This window comes from Streptomyces kryoterrae (genome assembly GCF_054072135.1).
The window spans coordinates 3,296,672-3,314,698 of record NZ_CM133358.1 but is presented as its reverse complement, the minus strand read 5'-3'; the positions used below and the strand labels follow the sequence as shown (position 1 = coordinate 3,314,698).

Genomic DNA, 18,027 nt, shown 5'->3' with positions numbered 1-18,027 from the left:
GCTGCACGGTTACTCGGGGTTACTCCTCCACGAGCAGCTTCTCGCGCAGCTGGGCCAGGGTCCGGGCCAGCAGGCGTGAGACGTGCATCTGGGAGATGCCGACCTCCTGCGCGATCTGCGACTGCGTCATGTTGCCGAAGAAGCGCAGCAGCAGGATGCGCTTCTCGCGGGGCGGGAGATCCTCGAGGAGCGGCTTGAGCGACTCGCGGTACTCGACACCCTCCAGGGCCTCGTCGTACGAGCCCAGCGTGTCCGCGACCGCCGGCGACTCGTCGTCCGTGTCCGGAACGTCCAGGGACAGCGTGGAGTACGCGTTGGCCGACTCCAGGCCCTCCAGGACCTCCTCCTCCGAGATGCCCAGCTTCTCGGCCAGCTCGTGGACCGTGGGGGAGCGGCCGTGCCGTTGCGAGAGCTCCGCCGTCGCCGTGGTGAGCGAGAGGCGCAGTTCCTGGAGCCTGCGCGGGACGCGGACCGCCCAGCCCTTGTCCCGGAAGTGCCGCTTGATCTCGCCGACGACCGTCGGGGTCGCGTACGTCGAGAACTCGACGCCGCGGTCCGGGTCGAAGCGGTCGACCGACTTGATCAGGCCGATGGTGGCGACCTGGGTCAGGTCGTCCAACGGCTCACCGCGGTTGCGGAAGCGGCGCGCGAGGTGCTCGACGAGCGGCAGATGCATACGGACCAGCCGGTTGCGCAGCTCCGCGTACTCGGCGCTGGCGTCCGGCAGCGCGCGCAGCTCGTAGAACAGGGCGCGCGCTCCGCTGCGGTCTGTCGGGGAGTGCTGTGTGGCCTGCGCGGGCGCGGGCGCAGGGGCCTGCGCCGTCTGCTGTGCGCCCTGCGCGTCGTCTCGTTCGTGCTCGCTCATCGTCCCGCCTGTCGACCTTCCCGGAGTCCGAGCGTCGGCTCGAACAAGGGAGACCTCACTCGGCCCTTCCAGGGGCACACTCTGCACGGCACCTTCCCGATCCAGCCGCCCGTCGTCCATGAAGCCGGCCTCCGGGGGGTTGTCCTCCGGGTGCGGCCGGGCCTGCTCGGGGATGCCGGAGATACCGGCGATGCCGGAAACGTCGTCCGCCGTGCCTCGCTCTTCGTCACGCACCGGCCCGTCCCCGTTCCTCACGCCGACCCGGGTCCCGCGCCGCGCTTCTTGTGGAGACTGATCGACACGGTCTTGTCCTCGGCGACGGTCGAGTCGACCTGGCCCGCGAGGGCCGACAGGACGGTCCAGGCGAAGGTGTCGCGCGCGGGGGCGTGACCGTCCGTGGTCGGGGCCGAGACCGTGACCTCCAGGGAGTCGTCGATCAGTCGGAACACACAGCTGAGTACGGAGCCGGGCACGGCCTGCTGAAGCAGGATCGCGCAGGCCTCGTCCACTGCGATGCGCAGGTCCTCGATCTCGTCGAGGGTGAAGTCCAAACGGGCCGCGAGACCGGCCGTGGCCGTACGCAGCACCGACAGGTAGGCACCCGCGGCCGGCAGCCGGACTTCCACGAAGTCCTGGGTCGCGGGCTCGCCTGCGAACTGGGACACCCTCACCTCCAAGGTGGTACAAGCTCTTTCGGGGGCCGAGGGTCGCCCCCCGGGTAACGCGATAGGTGGTTCAGCGGTGACGCTACCGCGCTCTCGGCTTTCCTGTCCCGGGACCCCAGCCCCGTGCCGTCACTCATAGTAAACCTGTGTATACGCACAGTGGCTAGGGGTCTGCGGGCCCAATTGGGAAGAGCGCGCGCCGGGTTGACGTACCCAGACGTCAGACGGTCGAACCGTCCGGATCCAGAGTCACACGAGTACGCCCTCGGTCACCAATGCCCCTGCTCACAAGGGCGCGCGGTCATAGGAGGACATGGTCGACGAAGCACCAGCGCCAGCTCTCGCCGGGTTCGAAGGTCCGCATCACCGGGTGACCGGTCTCCTTGTGGTGTTCTGTCGCGTGGCGCATGGGCGAGGAGTCGCAGCAGCCGACGTGGCCGCACTCCAGGCACAGGCGCAACTGCACCGGGTGGGTTCCGGCCGCCAGGCACTCCGGACAGGTCTCGTTCTTCGGCTGGGGTTCCGGGAGCGGCAGCGCGTCGGCATGCGTGCACTGTTTCATGATTGCCAGGTTACGACGGCTGTGCGGCAGGCCGCGCGGAAAGCCGGAGTGCACGGATGTCAGGGTGGGTGGAAACGAGAGTGGGCCGAAACCGATGCATGTGATGCCACTGCTCCTGCTGGTCGCGGGCAGCGCCGCCATTGCCGCCGCGGGCCGCCGCACCCCTGTCCCGCCCCCGCTGCTGCTGGTCGCCGCCGGCCTGCTGTTCGCATACGTCCCCGGGGTGCCCGACTACGCGCTCGACCCGCATGTCGTCCTGCCGCTGATGCTGCCCCCGCTGCTGTACACGGCGGCCGTGGACAGCTCGTACCTCGATCTGCGCGCGCAACTGCGGCCCGTGGCACTGCTGTCGGTGGGATACGTGCTCTTTGCGACCCTGGTCGTCGGCTGGGCGGCCTACCTGATCGTGCCCGGGTTGCCGCTGACCGCCGCGCTGGTGCTCGGCGCGGTGGTGGCGCCACCGGACGCCGTCGCGGCCACGGCGATCGCGCGTCGGGTCGGGCTGCCGTCGCGGGTCACCACCATCCTCCAGGGCGAGTCCCTGGTGAACGACGCCACCGCGATCACCGCGTACCGCGTCGCCCTCGCGGCGGCCGTGGGAGAGGGCGCGACCTGGGCGGGCGGGATCGGCGAGTTCCTGCTCGCGGCGGTCGGCGGTGTCGGTATCGGGCTGATCGTGATGATGCCGATCCACTGGCTGCGCACGCACCTGCGGGAGGCGCTGCTCCAGAACACGCTGTCCCTGTTGATCCCGTTCGCGGCCTACGCGGTCGCCGAGGCCGTGCACGCCTCCGGGGTCCTCGCGGTGGTCGTCGTGGCGCTCTATCTGGGACATCGCGCGTGGGAGGTCGATTTCGCGACCCGTCTCCAGGAGGAGGCGGTCTGGAAAATGGTCGCCTTCGTTCTCGAATCGACGGTCTTCGCCCTGATCGGACTGCAACTGCCGGTCGTCCTGGAGGGCCTTGGGGAGTACGAGGGGGTCGACGCCGCCTGGTACGCGATCGCCCTCTTCCTCGTGGTCGTCGTCACCCGGTTCGCCTGGGTGTATCCGGGGACGTTCGTGCCCCGGCTGCTGTCGGCGCGGATCCGGGAACGCGAACCGAACCCGTCCTGGAAGGGCGCGTTCGTCATCTCCTGGGCCGGGATGCGGGGGGTCGTCTCGCTGGCCGTCGCCTTCTCGATCCCGCTCACGATGGAGGGCGGCGAGGCGTTCCCGGAACGGAACCTGGTGCTCTTCCTGACCTTCACCACGGTCATCGGCACGCTGGTCGTCCAGGGTCTGACGCTGCCCCCGCTGATCCGGCTGCTGCAGCTGCCCGGGCGGGACGCGCAGGCCGAGACGCTCGCGGAGGCGAACGCCCAGGCGCAGGCGTCCAGGGCGGCACAGCGGCGCCTGGAGGGCCTGCTGGAGGACGAGAGCAACACGCTGCCGCCCCCGCTGGCCGACCGGCTGCGCATGGTGCTGGAACGCAGGCAGAACGCCGTCTGGGAGCGGCTGGGCTCGGTCAACCCGGTGACCGGCGAGACGGTGGACGACACCTACCGGCGGCTGTCCCGCGAGATGATCAGCGCGGAACGGGAGGTGTTCGTGCGGCTGCGGGACGGGCGCCACATAGACGACGAGATGCTGCGGACCCTGCTGCGACGGCTTGACCTGGAGGAGGCGGCGGCGTTCAGGGAGGCGGAGTAGGGGGAGGCGCGTTCCGGCCGTCTACGCGAACGGGCGGCCTGTGATCACCGCCGCGACGGTGGTTCCGTTCGCGAACGCGCCTTCCTCCGCGAGGGCGACAAGTCCGTAGAGCATCTTGGCGACATAGAGACGTTCCACGGGTACGCCGTGACGGGCCTCGAAGTCGTCGGCGAAGGCGTGCAGTTCGGGGGTCGTACGGGCGTAGCCGCCGCAGTGGAAACGGTGGTCGAGGGTCCACGAGCCGCGGGGCCCGCCGAAGGTGAGGTCCTGGAGGGCCCGTATCTCCGCGTCCAGGAAGCCTCCCTTGAGGACCGGGATGCCCAGGGCGCGCTGCTCGGGGGCGAGGCCCGCGGCGAGGCCGGCGAGGGTTCCGCCGGTGCCGCAGGCGACCGCGACGACGTCGGCGTGGCCGCGCAGCTCCTCACCGAGGGCCCGGCAGCCGCGTACGGCGAGGGGGTTGCTGCCGCCCTCGGGTACGACGTACGCGTTCTCGGCGTCGGCCGCCCGGAGGACGGCGGTGAGGATGTCGGGGTCGGCCTTGTGCCGGTACGTCGATCTGTCGACGAAGTGCAGACGCATGCCGTTCGCCGCGCAGTGGGCGAGGGAGGGGTTGAGGGACCGGTCGGCGAGCTCCTGACCGCGGACCACGCCGACCGTGGGCAGCCCCAGAAGACGGCCGGCGGTGGCTGTGGCACGCAGGTGGTTGGAGTAGGCACCGCCGAAGGTGAGGATCGGCCGGCCGGCGGCGGCTTCCAGGTTGGGCACCAGCTTGCGCCACTTGTTGCCGATCAGGTCCGGGTGGATGAGGTCGTCACGCTTGAGGAACAGACGGAGGGAGCGCCGGGCGAAGCGGGGGTCGGTGAGTTCCTGGAGGGGGGTGGGGAGAGGCACGGGGCCATTGTCGGTCCAGCCCAGGCCCTGTTTCCCGCCCACCCGCCCGTTCACCGCATGAATTCACCGCGGGCCAGGTTGATTCAGCCCGTCCGGCGTTTGAGGACGAGGCCCCTTCAGGGCCGAAGGGGGGTCTGGGGGCGCAGCCCCCAGGGACGGGACGGGTAGGGGCGGCGGGGGCGAGGAACCCCCTACTTCAAACGGTCCCGTACCCGTTCCCTCAGCCACTGCATGGTGAAGCCCAGGGGATCGATCTTGCCGGGCTGCCATTCGAGGTGCCCGATCACCGACCGTTCCGTCCACCCGTGATAGCGGCACACCGCCGCGGCGACCTTCTCGATCGCGTCGAGCTGGGCCTGCGGCCAGGGATCCTCCCCGTCGCCGAGGTTCTCGCACTCGAAGCCGTAGAAATGCCGGTTGCCGTCCGTGTTCGCCTCGTTGTCCGGCGGCAGCGCCTTCTCCGCGATCACCGCACGCAGGACGTCGTCGTCACCCAGGCCCGCGTGGTTGGCCCTGCCGTACCCGACCAGATGGACACGGCCGTCCTTGGTGATGACGCCGTGGCACAGCGGACCGGGCAGCTCGGCGTATCCCGCACGGCACAGCTCCACCGTGTACTCGCTGCCCTCGGTCACCGTGTGATGGATCATCACGCCGTGGACCGGGCCCCAGGGACCCTTGTGATTGCGGTTGTGGTGGACCCAGTCGCCCACCTCGACGACGGTGACGCCTTCCTCCCTGAGCCGGTCCAGGAAGTCGGCAGCGGACATGGGTGGGGCCATGACCGTCTCCTTACGCGCTGCGCGACGGCCACCGGTCGTGACCGCCTCATATCGCAGCTTGTACCGGAATCCAACGGTCTGGGGCCAGCCGTTCGTACGGCGTGCGAGCCGATCCGGTCAATGACGCCGACAGGGCGTCACAGGCCGTCACTGGTGCAGGAAAGAGTCCCCGTTCACCGCGATGTGGCTCTCCAGCGCCTGCAGGGCCCGCTGCGTCGCGTCGGGGGAACCGCTGCCGCGTCGCTCCGCGTAGTACGCCGCGCCCAGTTTCTTGAGCAGGTCGCCGCCGGCCCGCTGGGCCTGCACCTCGTCGAGCTTCTGCTTGCCCTGCGTCAGGCCGCGCTGTGCCTGTTCCTTGGCGCGGTCCAGAAAGCCTGCCATCGATGTCTCCTTGTTCGTCTTTGTCGTTGTCCGGCAAGTTGTCCGGCAATTGTTCAAACGGCCGACCCGATCTTGAAGTTCCCCGAAAGAGTCATTCCCCGTTCGCCAGGTCGAACGAGCTGACGAAAAACCCCTGTGTGCCCACTCCGGAGATGATCCATTCCCGCTCATTCGTGTAATAGCACTGACACGCTCAGTGAGGAAGGCTGGTGTGCGCAGGCGTCCGACGCGGAGCACACCCGAGGGGGGCGACGCGTCGGCGCATTACGCGTTAATGGGAGGGCAGTTCTTTATGTCGGTAGGCGAAGAGATCCGCACGGAGCAGGACAGGCCGCAGCAGAGTCTCGGCACTTCGGCCGCGCGGAACCTGGCCACCACCACCAAATCCGTACCCCAGATGCAGGAGATCAGCTCACGCTGGCTGCTGCGGATGCTTCCCTGGGTGAACGTGCAGGGTGGTGCATACCGTGTGAACCGGCGGCTCACCTACTCCGTGGGAGACGGACGTCTGACGTTCGTGAAGACCGGTGAACGCGTGGAAGTGGTCCCCGCCGAGCTGTCCGAGCTGCCGGTGCTGCGGAACTACGAGGACGAGGAGGTGTTCGCCGAGTTGGCCCGGCGTTGCCAGCAGCGGGAGTTCGCACCCGGCTCGGAGATCGCCTCCTTCGGCAGCGCGAACGACGAGGTGTTCCTGCTGGCCCACGGCAAGGTCGAGAAGATCGGCACGGGCCTGTACGGGGACGACACCGAGCTCGGCATGCTGGCCGACGGCGCCTACTTCGGCGACCAGGCGCTCGTCGACCCCGACGCCCTGTGGGAGTACACGGCCCGCGCGGTCACCACGTGCATCGTGCTGACACTCTCCCGTCAGCACTTCGAGCAGGTCGCCGAGCGTGCCGACTCGCTGCGCGAGCACCTCCAGGCGCTGAGCGCGATCCCGGAGCAGAGCGCCAACAGGTACGGCGAGAAGGAGATCGACCTCGCGGCCGGTCACCACGGCGAAGCGGACATCCCGCGCACGTTCGTCGACTACGAGGCCAGGCCCCGCGAATACGAACTGAGCATCGCCCAGACGGTGCTGCGCATCCACTCCCGCGTGGCCGACCTCTACAACCAGCCGATGAACCAGACCGAGCAGCAACTCCGGCTCACGGTAGAGGCCCTGAAGGAGCGCCAGGAGCACGAACTCATCAACAACCGGGAGTTCGGGCTCCTCAGCAACTGCGAGTACGACCAGCGGCTTCAGCCGCACGACGGCGTACCCGGCCCCGACGACCTGGACGAACTGCTCAGCAGGCGGCGCGGGACCAAGTTCCTGCTCGCGCATCCGCGCGCGATCTCCGCGATCGGCCGTGAGCTGAACAAGCGCGGACTCGTCCCCGAGACGATCGACATGAGCGGCAACCGCATCCCCACCTGGCGCGGTGTGCCGATCTTCCCGTGCAACAAGATCCCGGTCACCGAGGCCCGTACGACCTCGATCCTCGCCATGCGTACCGGCGAGGCCGAGCAGGGGGTCATCGGGCTCCAGCAGGCCGGTATCCCGGACGAGATCGAGCCCAGTCTGTCCGTGCGGTTCATGGGCATCAACGAACAGGCGGTCATCAACTACCTGGTGACGGCCTACTACTCGGCGGCGGTCCTGGTGCCGGACGCCCTCGGCGTGCTGGAGAACGTCGAGATCGGCCGCTGGCGGTGACCCGGGCCCACGGCCCGGCCGAGACCATCGGGACCCTGGATCCGGAGAGGCGGAACCCCATCGGCAGTCCGGCGGAGAGGCCTTCGCAGAGATCTCCGGAGTCCGGGGGACGGGAGCGGCCGGCCGTGGGCACAGGGCACGCGAGGCAGGGGGGCTCATCCCCCGTACGTGTACGGGGGAAGGGGGAGGAGCGGGCGGCGTCCGGCGGGGCCGACGGGCAGGACGCCGCCCTCATCCTGGAGCAGGCCCGGACCGTGTTCGATCCCGTGCTGCGCGCGGCGATCGAGTCGCTGCCCGGGTCCATGCGCCGCGTCGCGCTCTACCACTTCGGGTGGGAGCACGCGGACGGCAGCCCGGCGGCGGACAACGCGGGCAAGGCGATCCGCCCGGCGCTCGTGCTGACCGCCGCCGCGGCACTCGGCGGCCGGCGGGAGGCGGCCGTACGGGCCGCCGCCGCGGTGGAGCTGATCCACAACTTCACCCTGCTGCACGACGACGTCATGGACCGGGACACCACCCGCAGACACCGGCCCACCGCGTGGACCGTGTTCGGCGACGCCGACGCGATCCTCGCGGGGGACGCCCTGCAGGCCCTGGCGCTGCGGTTGCTCGCCGAGGACCCGCACCCGGCGTCCGCCATCGCCGCCGCCCGGCTCGCGTCCTGCGTGGTCGAGCTGTGCGAGGGGCAGCACGCGGACACGGCCATGGAGAAGCGGGGCCCCGGCGAGGTCACCCTCGACGAGTGCCTCGTCATGGCCGAGGCCAAGACGGGCGCACTGCTCGGCTGCGCCTGCGCCCTCGGGGCGCTGTACGCGGGCGGGTCGGCCGAGGACGTCGAGGCGATGGACGCGTTCGGCCGGGAGGCCGGGCTCGCCTTTCAGCTCATCGACGACGTGATCGGGATATGGGGCGACCCGAGCCGCACCGGCAAGCCGGCCGGAGCGGATCTGGTCGCCCGCAAGAAGTCCCTGCCCGTGGTCGCCGCACTGGCCTCCGGCACACCGGCGGCCACCGAACTGGCCGAGTTGTACGGAGTTCCGTACGACGAGGCGCAGGAAGGGGCGCTGGAGCGGACGGTGCTCGCCGTCGAGCGGGCGGGCGGCCGGGACTGGGCGCAGCTCCAGGCGGCCGACCGGATGGCCCGCGCGATACACGAACTGTCCCGCGCGGTCCCCGACCCGGAGGCGGCCGGTGGCCTGCTTTCCCTGGCCGAGTTCGTGACCCGCCGCACCACCTGAGGCCCCGGAGCCACCCGCGGCTGGGGCGTATGGCCCTGACTCCGTGCGCCCCGCCGCGGCGCTCCGGTCTGGCGGGTCCCGCACATCCCCACGGTGTGCGGGCCCCGTCACACATTCCGTACCCGCTAGGCTCAACCGCCGTATGATCAACGGCGGTTGAGACAAAAGGGGCGGGGCATGGGCGTGGCGATACGTACGGCGGGCGAGGACGACCGGGAGCTGGTCGTCCGGCTGCTCGACGAGGCGTTCCAGGACGATCCGGTGAGCGGCTGGGTCTTCCCGGACCCCGCGCACCGCCGCGAGACGCATCCCAGGCTGATGGCCGCCTTCCTCGACATCGTGCTCGCCGAGGGCCGCGTCGACCTCGCCGAGGACGGCACGGCGTGTGCCCTGTGGCTGTCCGTCCCCGCCGACGCCCACCCGGAGGACGAGGCAGACGAGGCGGACGCGGAACAGGGCGACGACGCCGCCCGGATGCGCGAGGCCGTCGACCCGGACAACGAGCGCGTCGAACTGATCGCGCGGCTCACGGCCGGGATACACCCCTCCGGGCGCGCCCACGAATACCTGTGGATGATCGGGGTCGCACCGGGCAGCCAGGGCCGGGGGCTGGGTACCGCCCTCGTGCAGCATGTCCTCGACCGCTGCGACCGGGAGGGAGTGGCCGCGTATCTGGAGGCCACCAGCATCCGCAGCCGCACGCTGTACGAGGGCCTCGGCTTCGACCTCCTCGACCGCCCCCTGGACCTCCCGGACGGTCCCCGGATGTGGCCCATGTGGCGCGAACCCCGGATCTGACCAGAAAGCTCCGAACCGGTGGGGAGCGTCCTGGTCGCTCTCGCAATACCCTGAGGGCATGGGCAGAGAAGAGCACGACTGTCCCGTCTGCGGGCAGCACGTGACCACGGTGGTACGGCGGTACAAGACCCTGGGCGCATGGGTGCCGAAGTGGGTCGCCGGGCCGTGCCGGAACACCGAGTGCGAGGCGTACGTCGATCCGGAGGCCGAGGCGCAGGCCGCGGCCGGTTCGGCGGCGAAGGGCGGGCCCGCCACGGGGAACCCCTGAGTCCGGGCAGCCGGACGTGCCACGAGCACCGACCGGCGGGGGTACGCGCGGCACGGCCGGACCCGTAGGTTGGGTTCATGGCCGAACCGCACATACTCCACATCACCGAACGCTCCCTCTGGGACGCGGCCCGCGAGCGAGGCACGTACGAGATGTCGACCCGTGGCCGCACCCTCCAGGAGGAGGGCTTCATCCACTGCTCGACCCGCGCCCAGCTCCCGGCCGTCGCAGCCTTCCTGTACGGCTCCTACGACGGCCCCGACGACCTGGTGGTGCTGGTCGTGGACCCCGCGCGGCTCGGCGTACCCCTGAAGTACGAGGCCCCGAAGCCGGGCGGCGAGGAGTTCCCGCACGTGTACGGGCCGATCCCGGTGACCGCCGTGGTGGACGTCGAGGCGTGGGGGTGAGCCGCGGGGCGTGGCGGCGGGCCGTGCTCGTATGGGTGGTCGCGGTGGTCGTCGGGGGTGCGCTCACGGTGTGGCTGCGGGACTCGGCTCAGCCGCCGGAGACACACGGCAGGTACGGGACGGGCGGCGGCGATCCGACACCGGAGCTGCGGCCGGACGTGGAGGACGCGTGCGCGGCGACGCCGGGAGATTCCCCGGGGCCGACGCCGGAGGCCGGTCCGACAGCCGTGGTGTGCGCGTACGCGATCGTTCGCTAGGCGGGGTTTTTCGTGGGCGCCGCCTTCGGCAGCCCGCCCGTCTCGGGGTCGCGGCCGGTGAGGCAGTACGTGCCGCCGGCCGGGTCGCGCATGACCGTCCAGTGGGCGTGCCGGGCGACGACGGTGGCCCCCAACTCCTCGTGGCGGGCGCAGGTCGCCCCGATGTCGGCGCAGGCCAGGTCCGGATGGGCGGAGGCGGTGGGCCGGTCGGTGTCGAGGCGCTGGAGAAGGACCCGGACCGGGAGACCGGCCGGGGGCCTGAGGACGTGGAACTCCGGGAGTGAGCCGGTGAGGGAGTCCCAGGCGGTGAGGCGCTCCCAGAAGGCGACTTCCGTGCCGTAGGCGCTGGGCGGGATGTCGATGGACACCTGGTCGAGGCGGCTGCCGTCCACCACGGCGGGCCGTACCGCCTCCCCGTGCCAGGGCACGGCGCAGAACAGTTGCCCGGCGGGGGAGCGCAGCGCGGACCACCCGGCGTGCGCCCCGACGACCGTCGCCCCGAGCGCCGACGCCGATGCGACGAAGACGTCGACGTCCTCGACGGCGAGGTCGAGATGGGCGCCGCCGACCCCGGAGGCCACCCCCTGGACCTTGACGCAGGCGTCGCCCGCGCCCGGCAGCAGGGTCACGAACTCGCCCTGCTCACCCCGGGTTCCGGACAGCCGGGTGCCCGTGACGGCGGTCCAGAACGCCTGGGCTGCGCCGAGGAGTCCGGCGGGCCGGTCGACGAAGGCATAGGTCCATCGGATGCCGCTCTCGTTCCCGGTGCCGTTGCTCATGGGGTGATCGTAGAGGGGCGGGTTTCCACGGCACCTGCCGTTTTTCAAGGACCACGCTTTGCCCGCAGTTCGCCGCGAATACGCCTGCGCTTGCTTCCATCGAACACATGGACCACATCACGTTCCTGGTGGCGGTCGTCATCGTGACGGCCCTGGCCTTCGACTTCACCAACGGATTCCATGACACGGCGAACGCGATGGCCACCTCCATCGCCACCGGCGCCCTGAAACCGAGAACAGCGGTCCTGATCGGCGGTGTCCTCAACATCGTCGGCGCGTTCCTGTCCACCGAGGTCGCGAAGACGATCTCCGGCGGCATCGTCGACGACACGCTCGTCACCCCGGGGATGATCTTCGCCGGGCTGGTCGGGGCGATCCTGTGGAACCTGCTGACCTGGCTGGTGGGGCTGCCGTCGAGTTCCTCGCACGCACTGTTCGGCGGGCTGATCGGCGCGGTGTGGGTGGGCGCGGGAGCCGAGGGCGTGCACTTCACCAAGGTCGTCGAGAAGGTGCTGATCCCGGCGCTGGCCTCGCCGCTGGTGGCCGGAGTCGCTGCCCTGATCGCCACGTACCTCGCCTACCGGCTCACGGCCCGCGCCCGCAAGGACTCGGTGACCAAGGGGTTCCGCGTCGGCCAGATCGCCTCCGCCTCCCTCGTCTCCCTCGCGCACGGCACGAACGACGCGCAGAAGACCATGGGCATCATCACCCTGACCCTGATCTCCGCGGGCGCGCTCGGCCACGACGCCGGCCCGCCGGTGTGGGTGATCGCCTCGGCGGGGCTCGCCATCGGCCTCGGCACCTATCTGGGCGGCTGGCGGATCATCCGGACCATGGGCAAGGGGCTGACCGAGATCCAGTCGCCGCAGGGCTTCGCCGCCGAGTCGGCGTCCACGGCCGTCATCCTCACCTCCGCCCACCTCGGCTTCGCCCTCTCCACCACCCAGGTGGCCTCGGGCAGCATCCTGGGCGCGGGTCTGGGCAGGCGGCTGGCGGAGGTCCGCTGGGGCGTCGCGGGCCGCATGGTGATGGCGTGGCTGATCACCCTGCCCGCGGCCGCACTGGTCGGCGGGGTCTCCGCGGGCGCGGTCAGGTACGGCGGCACCTTCGGCACCGTGGTCGTCGCGCTGGTCGCCGTCGCGGTCGCGGCGGGCATCGTCCTCGCCGCGCGCCGCAACCCGGTGAGCGCGCACAACGTCAACGACACCCACGAGGTCAGCATCAAGCCGACGGCGCCGACGAGCGTCGGTACGGCCGCGTGAGAGAGGGAGAACCGACATGAAGCTGGACTGGACCGCCCTGGGCCAGGTGGCCGCCGTGAGCCTCGGGGTCACGGTCGCCGTGGTCGTCGTCTTCGCGTTCGGCGTCCTCGGACTCGCCCGGGTCGAGACCGCGCGCGAGAATGACGGAGGTACCCACACGCTCGGGTTCGCCCAGGCGGGGCTGTGCTTCCTGGCATGTGCGGCCGTGGTCGCGTACGGCATCTATCTGATCGTGCCGCAGTTCCACTGACCGCTGTTGATCACTGTTTATCGCCATTGACTGCTGATGTTGATGCCAAGGAGGCCGACGGTATGACACCACTGATGTCCGGACTGAAGGTCGACTACAGCGACCTCGACGAACCCGTCCTCGTCCGGCCGGACGGCACGCCGGTCGAGACCTGGCGGGAGAACTACCCGTACGCCGAGCGCATGGAGCGCAGGGAGTACGACCTGCACAAGCGGCTCCAGCAGATCGAACTGCTGAAGCTGCAGAGCTGGATCAAGCAGACCGGACGCCGGCTGGTCGTCGTCTTCGAGGGCCGGGACGCGGCCGGGAAAGGCGGCACGATCAAGCGCTTCACGGAGCATCTGAACCCGCGCGGCGCACGCGTGGTGGCCCTGGAGAAGCCCACCGAACGCGAACGCGGCCAGTGGTACTTCCAGCGGTACGTCGAACATCTCCCGACGGCCGGCGAGATAGTCCTCTTCGACCGCTCCTGGTACAACCGGGCCGGCGTGGAACGGGTCATGGGCTTCTGCACGGACGACGAGTACCGCCGTTTCACCCGCCAGGCCCCGCTGTTCGAGCGCATGCTCGTGGACGACGGCGTCGACCTGATCAAGTTCTGGTTCTCGGTCTCCCAGGGCGAACAGCGCACGCGTTTCACGATCCGCCAGGTCGACCCCGTACGGCAGTGGAAGCTGAGCCCCATGGACCTCGCCTCCCTGGACCGCTGGGACGACTACACGGCGGCCAAGGTCGCCATGTTCCGTGCGACGGACACCGAACAGGCCCCCTGGACGGTGGTGAAGAGCAACGACAAGAAGCGGGCGCGGGTGGAGGCGATGCGCAGCGTCCTGGCCCGCTTCGACTACGCGGACAAGGACGAGGAGGTCGTCGGCAGCCCGGACCCGAGCATCGTGGGTTCGGCGGTGAACCTGCTGGAGGCGGGGGAGGACGACGACGGCGTGTGAACGCCGCCCCACCCACACCCGCCGGCACGGACCGCGTCCGCCTCGCCAAAAGCGCGTACGCCAGTGACCGGGACCTGGCCGCCCGGCAGTCGCTCTACCGGTGGCAGACGCCCCGGCGCGACCTGCCGGGCATCGTCGTCGAGCAGTTGAGCGGTGTGCGGGGGAGCGGGCGCGTGGTCGACGTCGGCTGCGGCAACGGCAAGTACGTCCAGCGGCTGCGCGAGGCCCGGCCCGACCTGTCCGCACTGGGCCTGGACATCGCGCCCGGCATCCTCGCCACCGTCCCCGGCCCGGTCGCCGTGGCGGATGTCACGCGGCTGCCGCTGGCCACGGGGAGCGTGGACGCCGCCCTGGCGCTGCACATGCTGTACCACGTGCCCGATATCCCGCAGGCGGTGCGGGAGTTGGCGCGTGTCGTCGCCCGTGACGGGCTGGTGATCGCCTCCACCAACAGCGAGCGGGACAAGGCCGAACTCGACGACCTCTGGCACCGGGCCGCGAGCGACCTGCTCGGCACCGGACAGGAACCGGCCCGGTTCTCGATCGGGGCCCGCTTCTCCCTGGAGAAGGCCCCGGGCCTCCTCGGGGAGGAGTTCGGCCGGGTGCGGACGATCGAACTGCCCAGCACTGTCACGGTCCGCGATCCGGAGCCGGTCGTCGCGTATCTGGCGTCCTACCGGGCCTGGGCGGACCAGTACGACACGCCCTTCGACGCGACGATCGAGCGGGCCCGTGCCATCGTCACCGACCGGATCGCCCGCGAGGGGATGTTCGGGGTCAACTGCCGGGCGGGGATTCTCGTCTGCCGACGCTGAGCGGGCCGACGTGGCCGGGCCAGGGAGACAACCGGGACAGGGAATGGGCCAGGGCAGGGAAAGGTGCCAGGGCAGGGAAAGGTGCCAGGGCAGGGGAAAGGGCCGGTCAGCCTTCGACCGGCCCTTCGAAAAAGGCTTGCATCAGGCCTTCTTCGTCTCCCAGAAGATCTTGTCGATCTGGGCGATGTAGTCCAGCGCCTTCTGGCCCGTCGCCGGGTCCGTGGACGCCTTGGCGGCCGAGAGGGCCTTCAGGGTGTCGTTGACCAGCTGGTGCAGCTCCGGGTACTTCTCGAAGTGCGGCGGCTTGAAGTAGTCGCTCCACAGGACCGAAACGTGGTGCTTGGCGAGCTCTGCGCGCTGCTCCTTGATGACGGTGGCGCGCGCCTGGAAGTGCGGGTCGTCGTTGGCGGCAATCTTGTCCTGCACGGCCTTCACCGACTCCGCCTCAATGCGGGCCTGGGCCGGGTCGTACACACCGCAGGGCAGGTCGCAGTGAGCGCTGACCTTGACCTTGGGGGCAAACAGGCGGGAAAGCATGGAGCGTTCCTTCCTCGTGATCGTCTTCTCAGGTTGGACATTACTCCCTGAGAGAGGGGTTTTCGCGAGTGCCCCCATGGGCTTAGGACAAAAGTAGGGGGTCGGGCCGGGACTGGTGGAGGATGGACCGGGGAGGTGCCGGGATGCCGGAGCTGTCGCAGGAGAGCGAACACGGAAGCGAACACGAGAGCGAGCACGGGGGCGAGCGCGGAGGGGCCGCGAAGCTCTTCGGCTGGGTCGCCGTGACCGGACCGTCGATGGTGCCCACGCTGTATCACGGCGACTTTCTCGTGGTGCGGTACGGGAACCGGGTCAGGGCCGGGGACATCGTCGTCCTGCGGCATCCGTTCCAGCAGGACCTGTTGGTCGTCAAACGGGCCGTGGAGCGCCGTGAGGGCGGCTGGTGGGTGCTCGGGGACAACTCCTTCGCCGGCGGCGACAGCACCGACTACGGCACCGTGCCGCACGATCTGATCCTGGGCAGGGTCCGGTTCCGCTACCGGCCGCTCAAGCCGGGTCAGCGCTCGCCGCTGACGCTGCTTCGCTGGGCGGTGTCGGCCGCCAGGCCCGTCTTCTCGGACCGGTCCGCCTCCAGGCGCTTGCGGGCGCGATAGGCGGCCACGTTGGCCCGGGTCGCGCAACGGTCGGAGCAGTAGCGGCGGGAGCGGTTCGTCGAGGTGTCGAGGTAGGCGTTGCGGCAGGGCGGCGCCTCGCACAGGCCGAGGCGGTCCACGCCGTACTCGGTGAGGTGGAAGGCCAGGCCCATGGCGGCGATGGCCGCGAAGCCCGCCGTCGCGTTCGACGGGTGGTCGGCGAGGTGTATGTGCCACAGTGGGCGGCCGTCGTCGTCCCGACCCCTCCTGTCATCCGTCGCGGTGTGCCCGGAGATCTGAGGGCTCACCGGGAACTCCAGCAGGAGCGAGTTCAGCAGGTCCACCGAGAGCGTCTCGTCGCCCGTGTCCGCCGCCTCGAAGACCGCGCGCAGACGGGCCCGTACGGAGCGGAACCGGGTCACGTCGGCGTCGGTGGCGCGGCGGGCGGCCTGCTGGTTGGCGCCGAAGAGATCGCGAACGGCGTCGATCGAGGTCAGCGAGTCCTTTCCGCGGGCCGGTTCCTCGGTGTTGACGAGGCGCACGGCATAGTCCGAGTAATAGGCCAGTTCCACTTGTAGTCCTTACGAGGGCGCTCTATGGTCGTGGATGCGAGGAAGTAACGGCTGATACTGCTTCCAGGGTATTACGCATGTGTTCGAAGCGGGCGCGTGAGTGACTGACGGGGAGGGATTTTCCATGACCACCACCGGAACCACCGGACCCACTGGGACAAACGCCGGAACCGACTGGAATGCCTGGCAGACGAGCTGGGACCGGCAGCAGGAGTGGTATATGCCGGACCGTGAGGAACGGTTCCGGATCATGCTCGACATGGTCGAGGCCCTCGTCGGCCCCGCCCCGCGCGTACTCGACCTCGCGTGCGGCACGGGAAGTATCACGTCCCGGCTGCTCGACCGGTTCCCGCAGGCCACCAGCGTCGGCGTCGACCTCGACCCGGCGCTTCTCGCCATCGCCGAGGGCACCTTCGCGGGCGACGACCGGGTCACCTTCGTCACGGCCGACCTCAAAAACCCGCGGTGGACGAGCGGGCTGCCGCACGGTTCGTACGACGCCGTTCTGACCGCCACGGCCCTGCACTGGCTGCACGCCGAACCCCTCGCGGACCTCTACGGCCGGATCGCGGACCTCGTCCGCGGCGGCGGTCTGTTCATGAACGCGGACCACATGATCGACGACAGCACGCCCCGGATCAACGCGGCGGAGCGCGCACTGCGCCACGTACGTATGGATCAGGCCAAACACGACGGTGCCGTCGACTGGGCGGAATGGTGGCGGCTCGCCGCCCAGGACCCCGTCCTCGCCGGGCCGACCGCCCGCCGCTTCGAGATCTACGGCGAGCACGCCGAGGGCGACATGCCCTCCGCCGGGTGGCACGCGCGCGTGCTCCGCGAGAAGGGGTTCGCGGAGGCACGTCCCGTGTGGTGCTCACCCTCGGACACGCTGCTGCTCGCGCTCAAGTAGCTCGGCAACAGGGAAGGGGCGGTACGAGGATCTCGTACCGCCCCTGCGCATGTTTGTCCGCCGTCGTCAGAGCACCTTGGACAGGAAGGACTGTGTCCGTTCGTGCTGCGGGTTCGTCAGGACGTCGCGCGGGTTGCCGGACTCGACGACCACGCCGCCGTCCATGAAGACGAGGCTGTCGCCCACCTCGCGGGCGAAGCCCATCTCGTGGGTGACGACGACCATCGTCATACCGGACTCGGCCAGGTCGCGCATGACGTCGAGGACGTCACCGACCAGCTCCGGGTCCAGGGCCGAGGTCGGCTCGTCGAACAGCATCAGCTTCGGGTCCATGGCCAGGGCCCGGGCGATGGCGACGCGCTGCTGCTGGCCGCCGGAGAGCTGCGAGGGGTAGTTGCCGGCCTTGTCGGCCAGGCCCACGCGCTCCAGGAGCTGGCCCGCACGCTCACGGGCCTGCGCCTTGTTGACCCCCTTGACCTGGACCGGGGCCTCCATGACGTTCTCCAGCGAGGTCATGTGCGGGAACAGGTTGAAGCGCTGGAACACCATGCCGATGTCCCGCCGCTTCAGCGCGACCTCGCTGTCCTTCAGCTCGTACAGCTTGTCGCCCTTCTGGCGGTAGCCGACCAGCTCGCCGTCGACGTACAGGCGCCCGGCGTTGACCTTCTCCAGGTGGTTGATGCACCGGAGGAACGTCGACTTGCCGGAGCCGGAGGGGCCGATGAGGCAGAACACCTCGCCCGACTTCACCTCCAGGTCGATGCCCTTGAGGACCTCGACGGGGCCGAAGGACTTGTGGACGCCTTCGGACTTGACCATGGCGTGGGCGCCGCCGGTCTTCTCCACTGGGTTCATGGGG

General features: G+C 70.1%; 23 protein-coding genes. 13 read left to right on the top strand and 10 right to left on the bottom strand.

What is annotated here, in order from left to right; all coding sequences use genetic code 11:
• Positions 1-19: 19 nt before the first annotated feature.
• The 3 genes from ACW4TU_RS13880 to ACW4TU_RS13870 all read right to left on the bottom strand — a co-directional run bounded on the left by ACW4TU_RS13880 (position 20) and on the right by ACW4TU_RS13870 (position 2,092).
• Positions 20-1,099 carry an RNA polymerase sigma factor SigF gene (locus ACW4TU_RS13880; protein WP_457428048.1) on the bottom strand — a complete coding sequence of 360 codons (1,080 nt, stop codon included), beginning with the start codon at positions 1,097-1,099 and terminating at the stop codon, positions 20-22.
• Between the two features lie 17 nt (positions 1,100-1,116).
• Positions 1,117-1,530, bottom strand: a complete 414-nt coding sequence (locus ACW4TU_RS13875) for an ATP-binding protein (RefSeq protein WP_457428046.1) — start codon at positions 1,528-1,530, stop codon at positions 1,117-1,119.
• A gap of 301 nt (positions 1,531-1,831) precedes the next feature.
• Complete coding sequence (locus ACW4TU_RS13870; protein WP_457428044.1) at positions 1,832-2,092, bottom strand: UBP-type zinc finger domain-containing protein; 261 nt, start codon at positions 2,090-2,092, stop codon at positions 1,832-1,834.
• Positions 2,093-2,186: 94 nt separating this feature from the next.
• Between ACW4TU_RS13870 and ACW4TU_RS13865 the strand changes: the two genes are divergently transcribed.
• Positions 2,187-3,782 carry a Na+/H+ antiporter gene (locus ACW4TU_RS13865; protein WP_457428042.1) on the top strand — a complete coding sequence of 532 codons (1,596 nt, stop codon included), beginning with the start codon at positions 2,187-2,189 and terminating at the stop codon, positions 3,780-3,782.
• A gap of 21 nt (positions 3,783-3,803) precedes the next feature.
• On the opposite strand, the gene ACW4TU_RS13860 is transcribed toward ACW4TU_RS13865, so the two are convergent.
• From ACW4TU_RS13860 to ACW4TU_RS13850, 3 genes are all read right to left on the bottom strand, one after another.
• The gene (locus ACW4TU_RS13860; RefSeq protein WP_457428040.1) at positions 3,804-4,673 is read right to left on the bottom strand and encodes a 1-aminocyclopropane-1-carboxylate deaminase/D-cysteine desulfhydrase; all 870 of its coding nucleotides are present in this window, start codon (positions 4,671-4,673) and stop codon (positions 3,804-3,806) included.
• Between the two features lie 191 nt (positions 4,674-4,864).
• Positions 4,865-5,455 carry an N-acetylmuramoyl-L-alanine amidase gene (locus tag ACW4TU_RS13855; protein WP_457428038.1) on the bottom strand — a complete coding sequence of 197 codons (591 nt, stop codon included), beginning with the start codon at positions 5,453-5,455 and terminating at the stop codon, positions 4,865-4,867.
• A 147-nt stretch (positions 5,456-5,602) separates the two neighbouring features.
• Complete coding sequence (locus ACW4TU_RS13850; protein ID WP_164322491.1) at positions 5,603-5,836, bottom strand: hypothetical protein; 234 nt, start codon at positions 5,834-5,836, stop codon at positions 5,603-5,605.
• 292 nt (positions 5,837-6,128) lie between these two features.
• Between ACW4TU_RS13850 and ACW4TU_RS13845 the strand changes: the two genes are divergently transcribed.
• The 6 genes from ACW4TU_RS13845 to ACW4TU_RS13820 all read left to right on the top strand — a co-directional run bounded on the left by ACW4TU_RS13845 (position 6,129) and on the right by ACW4TU_RS13820 (position 10,503).
• Positions 6,129-7,535 carry a family 2B encapsulin nanocompartment shell protein gene (locus ACW4TU_RS13845; RefSeq protein WP_457428036.1) on the top strand — a complete coding sequence of 469 codons (1,407 nt, stop codon included), beginning with the start codon at positions 6,129-6,131 and terminating at the stop codon, positions 7,533-7,535.
• Complete coding sequence (locus ACW4TU_RS13840) at positions 7,526-8,773, top strand: family 2 encapsulin nanocompartment cargo protein polyprenyl transferase (RefSeq protein WP_457430079.1); 1,248 nt, start codon at positions 7,526-7,528, stop codon at positions 8,771-8,773. The genes ACW4TU_RS13845 and ACW4TU_RS13840 overlap by 10 nt, the downstream gene beginning before the upstream one ends.
• Positions 8,774-8,950: 177 nt before the next feature.
• The gene (locus tag ACW4TU_RS13835) at positions 8,951-9,571 is read left to right on the top strand and encodes a GNAT family N-acetyltransferase (protein ID WP_457428034.1); all 621 of its coding nucleotides are present in this window, start codon (positions 8,951-8,953) and stop codon (positions 9,569-9,571) included.
• A gap of 58 nt (positions 9,572-9,629) precedes the next feature.
• A complete protein-coding gene (locus ACW4TU_RS13830) occupies positions 9,630-9,839 on the top strand; it encodes a hypothetical protein (RefSeq protein WP_457428032.1) in 210 nt (69 codons plus the stop codon).
• Positions 9,840-9,916: 77 nt separating this feature from the next.
• Complete coding sequence (locus ACW4TU_RS13825; protein ID WP_457428030.1) at positions 9,917-10,246, top strand: DUF952 domain-containing protein; 330 nt, start codon at positions 9,917-9,919, stop codon at positions 10,244-10,246.
• Positions 10,243-10,503, top strand: a complete 261-nt coding sequence (locus tag ACW4TU_RS13820) for a hypothetical protein (protein WP_457428028.1) — start codon at positions 10,243-10,245, stop codon at positions 10,501-10,503. The genes ACW4TU_RS13825 and ACW4TU_RS13820 overlap by 4 nt, the downstream gene beginning before the upstream one ends.
• Here the strand turns inward: ACW4TU_RS13820 and ACW4TU_RS13815 are convergent.
• Positions 10,500-11,282 carry a VOC family protein gene (locus ACW4TU_RS13815; protein ID WP_457428026.1) on the bottom strand — a complete coding sequence of 261 codons (783 nt, stop codon included), beginning with the start codon at positions 11,280-11,282 and terminating at the stop codon, positions 10,500-10,502. The two genes, ACW4TU_RS13820 and ACW4TU_RS13815, sit on opposite strands and share 4 nt — an antisense overlap.
• A 107-nt stretch (positions 11,283-11,389) precedes the next feature.
• Between ACW4TU_RS13815 and ACW4TU_RS13810 the strand changes: the two genes are divergently transcribed.
• The 4 genes from ACW4TU_RS13810 to ACW4TU_RS13795 all read left to right on the top strand — a co-directional run bounded on the left by ACW4TU_RS13810 (position 11,390) and on the right by ACW4TU_RS13795 (position 14,556).
• Positions 11,390-12,544 carry an inorganic phosphate transporter gene (locus tag ACW4TU_RS13810; RefSeq protein ID WP_457428024.1) on the top strand — a complete coding sequence of 385 codons (1,155 nt, stop codon included), beginning with the start codon at positions 11,390-11,392 and terminating at the stop codon, positions 12,542-12,544.
• A gap of 16 nt (positions 12,545-12,560) precedes the next feature.
• A complete protein-coding gene (locus ACW4TU_RS13805) occupies positions 12,561-12,794 on the top strand; it encodes a hypothetical protein (RefSeq protein WP_457428022.1) in 234 nt (77 codons plus the stop codon).
• 62 nt (positions 12,795-12,856) lie between these two features.
• Positions 12,857-13,741: a polyphosphate kinase 2 gene (gene ppk2 / locus ACW4TU_RS13800; protein WP_457428020.1), complete on the top strand. Its 885-nt coding sequence runs from the start codon at positions 12,857-12,859 to the stop codon at positions 13,739-13,741.
• Entirely contained in the window at positions 13,738-14,556 is an 819-nt protein-coding gene (locus tag ACW4TU_RS13795) for a class I SAM-dependent methyltransferase (RefSeq protein ID WP_457428018.1), read from the top strand. The genes ppk2 and ACW4TU_RS13795 overlap by 4 nt, the downstream gene beginning before the upstream one ends.
• Before the next feature lie 141 nt (positions 14,557-14,697).
• On the opposite strand, the gene sodN is transcribed toward ACW4TU_RS13795, so the two are convergent.
• Positions 14,698-15,093 (bottom strand): superoxide dismutase, Ni, encoded by a 396-nt coding sequence (gene sodN / locus ACW4TU_RS13790; RefSeq protein WP_164409275.1) that lies wholly within the window; start codon positions 15,091-15,093, stop codon positions 14,698-14,700.
• 143 nt (positions 15,094-15,236) lie between these two features.
• Here sodN and sodX point away from each other — a divergent pair, with 143 nt between their 5' ends.
• Complete coding sequence (gene sodX, locus ACW4TU_RS13785) at positions 15,237-15,707, top strand: nickel-type superoxide dismutase maturation protease (RefSeq protein WP_457428017.1); 471 nt, start codon at positions 15,237-15,239, stop codon at positions 15,705-15,707.
• Here the strand turns inward: sodX and ACW4TU_RS13780 are convergent.
• On the bottom strand, positions 15,611-16,258 hold the full coding sequence (locus tag ACW4TU_RS13780; RefSeq protein WP_457428015.1) for a CGNR zinc finger domain-containing protein: 648 nt from the start codon (positions 16,256-16,258) through the stop codon (positions 15,611-15,613). The genes sodX and ACW4TU_RS13780 overlap by 97 nt on opposite strands.
• Before the next feature lie 124 nt (positions 16,259-16,382).
• Here ACW4TU_RS13780 and ACW4TU_RS13775 point away from each other — a divergent pair, with 124 nt between their 5' ends.
• Positions 16,383-17,168 (top strand): class I SAM-dependent methyltransferase, encoded by a 786-nt coding sequence (locus ACW4TU_RS13775; protein ID WP_457428013.1) that lies wholly within the window; start codon positions 16,383-16,385, stop codon positions 17,166-17,168.
• A 66-nt stretch (positions 17,169-17,234) separates the two neighbouring features.
• On the opposite strand, the gene ACW4TU_RS13770 is transcribed toward ACW4TU_RS13775, so the two are convergent.
• A complete protein-coding gene (locus tag ACW4TU_RS13770) occupies positions 17,235-18,023 on the bottom strand; it encodes an amino acid ABC transporter ATP-binding protein (protein WP_457428011.1) in 789 nt (262 codons plus the stop codon).
• Between the last annotated feature and the right edge of the window lie 4 nt (positions 18,024-18,027).

Bases quoted from the DNA above. Each gene is read 5' to 3' on its own strand.
- ACW4TU_RS13870 (WP_457428044.1), bottom strand. From the start codon at position 2,092: ATGAAACAGTGCACGCATGCCGACGCGCTGCCGCTCCCGGAACCCCAG.
- ACW4TU_RS13865 (WP_457428042.1), top strand. From the start codon at position 2,187: ATGCATGTGATGCCACTGCTCCTGCTGGTCGCGGGCAGCGCCGCCATT.
- ACW4TU_RS13855 (WP_457428038.1), bottom strand. From the start codon at position 5,455: ATGGCCCCACCCATGTCCGCTGCCGACTTCCTGGACCGGCTCAGGGAG.
- ACW4TU_RS13850 (WP_164322491.1), bottom strand. From the start codon at position 5,836: ATGGCAGGCTTTCTGGACCGCGCCAAGGAACAGGCACAGCGCGGCCTG.
- ACW4TU_RS13845 (WP_457428036.1), top strand. From the start codon at position 6,129: ATGTCGGTAGGCGAAGAGATCCGCACGGAGCAGGACAGGCCGCAGCAG.
- ACW4TU_RS13835 (WP_457428034.1), top strand. From the start codon at position 8,951: ATGGGCGTGGCGATACGTACGGCGGGCGAGGACGACCGGGAGCTGGTC.
- ACW4TU_RS13830 (WP_457428032.1), top strand. From the start codon at position 9,630: ATGGGCAGAGAAGAGCACGACTGTCCCGTCTGCGGGCAGCACGTGACC.
- ACW4TU_RS13825 (WP_457428030.1), top strand. From the start codon at position 9,917: ATGGCCGAACCGCACATACTCCACATCACCGAACGCTCCCTCTGGGAC.
- ACW4TU_RS13815 (WP_457428026.1), bottom strand. From the start codon at position 11,282: ATGAGCAACGGCACCGGGAACGAGAGCGGCATCCGATGGACCTATGCC.
- ACW4TU_RS13810 (WP_457428024.1), top strand. From the start codon at position 11,390: ATGGACCACATCACGTTCCTGGTGGCGGTCGTCATCGTGACGGCCCTG.
- ACW4TU_RS13805 (WP_457428022.1), top strand. From the start codon at position 12,561: ATGAAGCTGGACTGGACCGCCCTGGGCCAGGTGGCCGCCGTGAGCCTC.
- ppk2 (WP_457428020.1), top strand. From the start codon at position 12,857: ATGACACCACTGATGTCCGGACTGAAGGTCGACTACAGCGACCTCGAC.
- sodN (WP_164409275.1), bottom strand. From the start codon at position 15,093: ATGCTTTCCCGCCTGTTTGCCCCCAAGGTCAAGGTCAGCGCTCACTGC.
- sodX (WP_457428017.1), top strand. From the start codon at position 15,237: ATGCCGGAGCTGTCGCAGGAGAGCGAACACGGAAGCGAACACGAGAGC.
- ACW4TU_RS13775 (WP_457428013.1), top strand. From the start codon at position 16,383: ATGACCACCACCGGAACCACCGGACCCACTGGGACAAACGCCGGAACC.
- ACW4TU_RS13770 (WP_457428011.1), bottom strand. From the start codon at position 18,023: ATGAACCCAGTGGAGAAGACCGGCGGCGCCCACGCCATGGTCAAGTCC.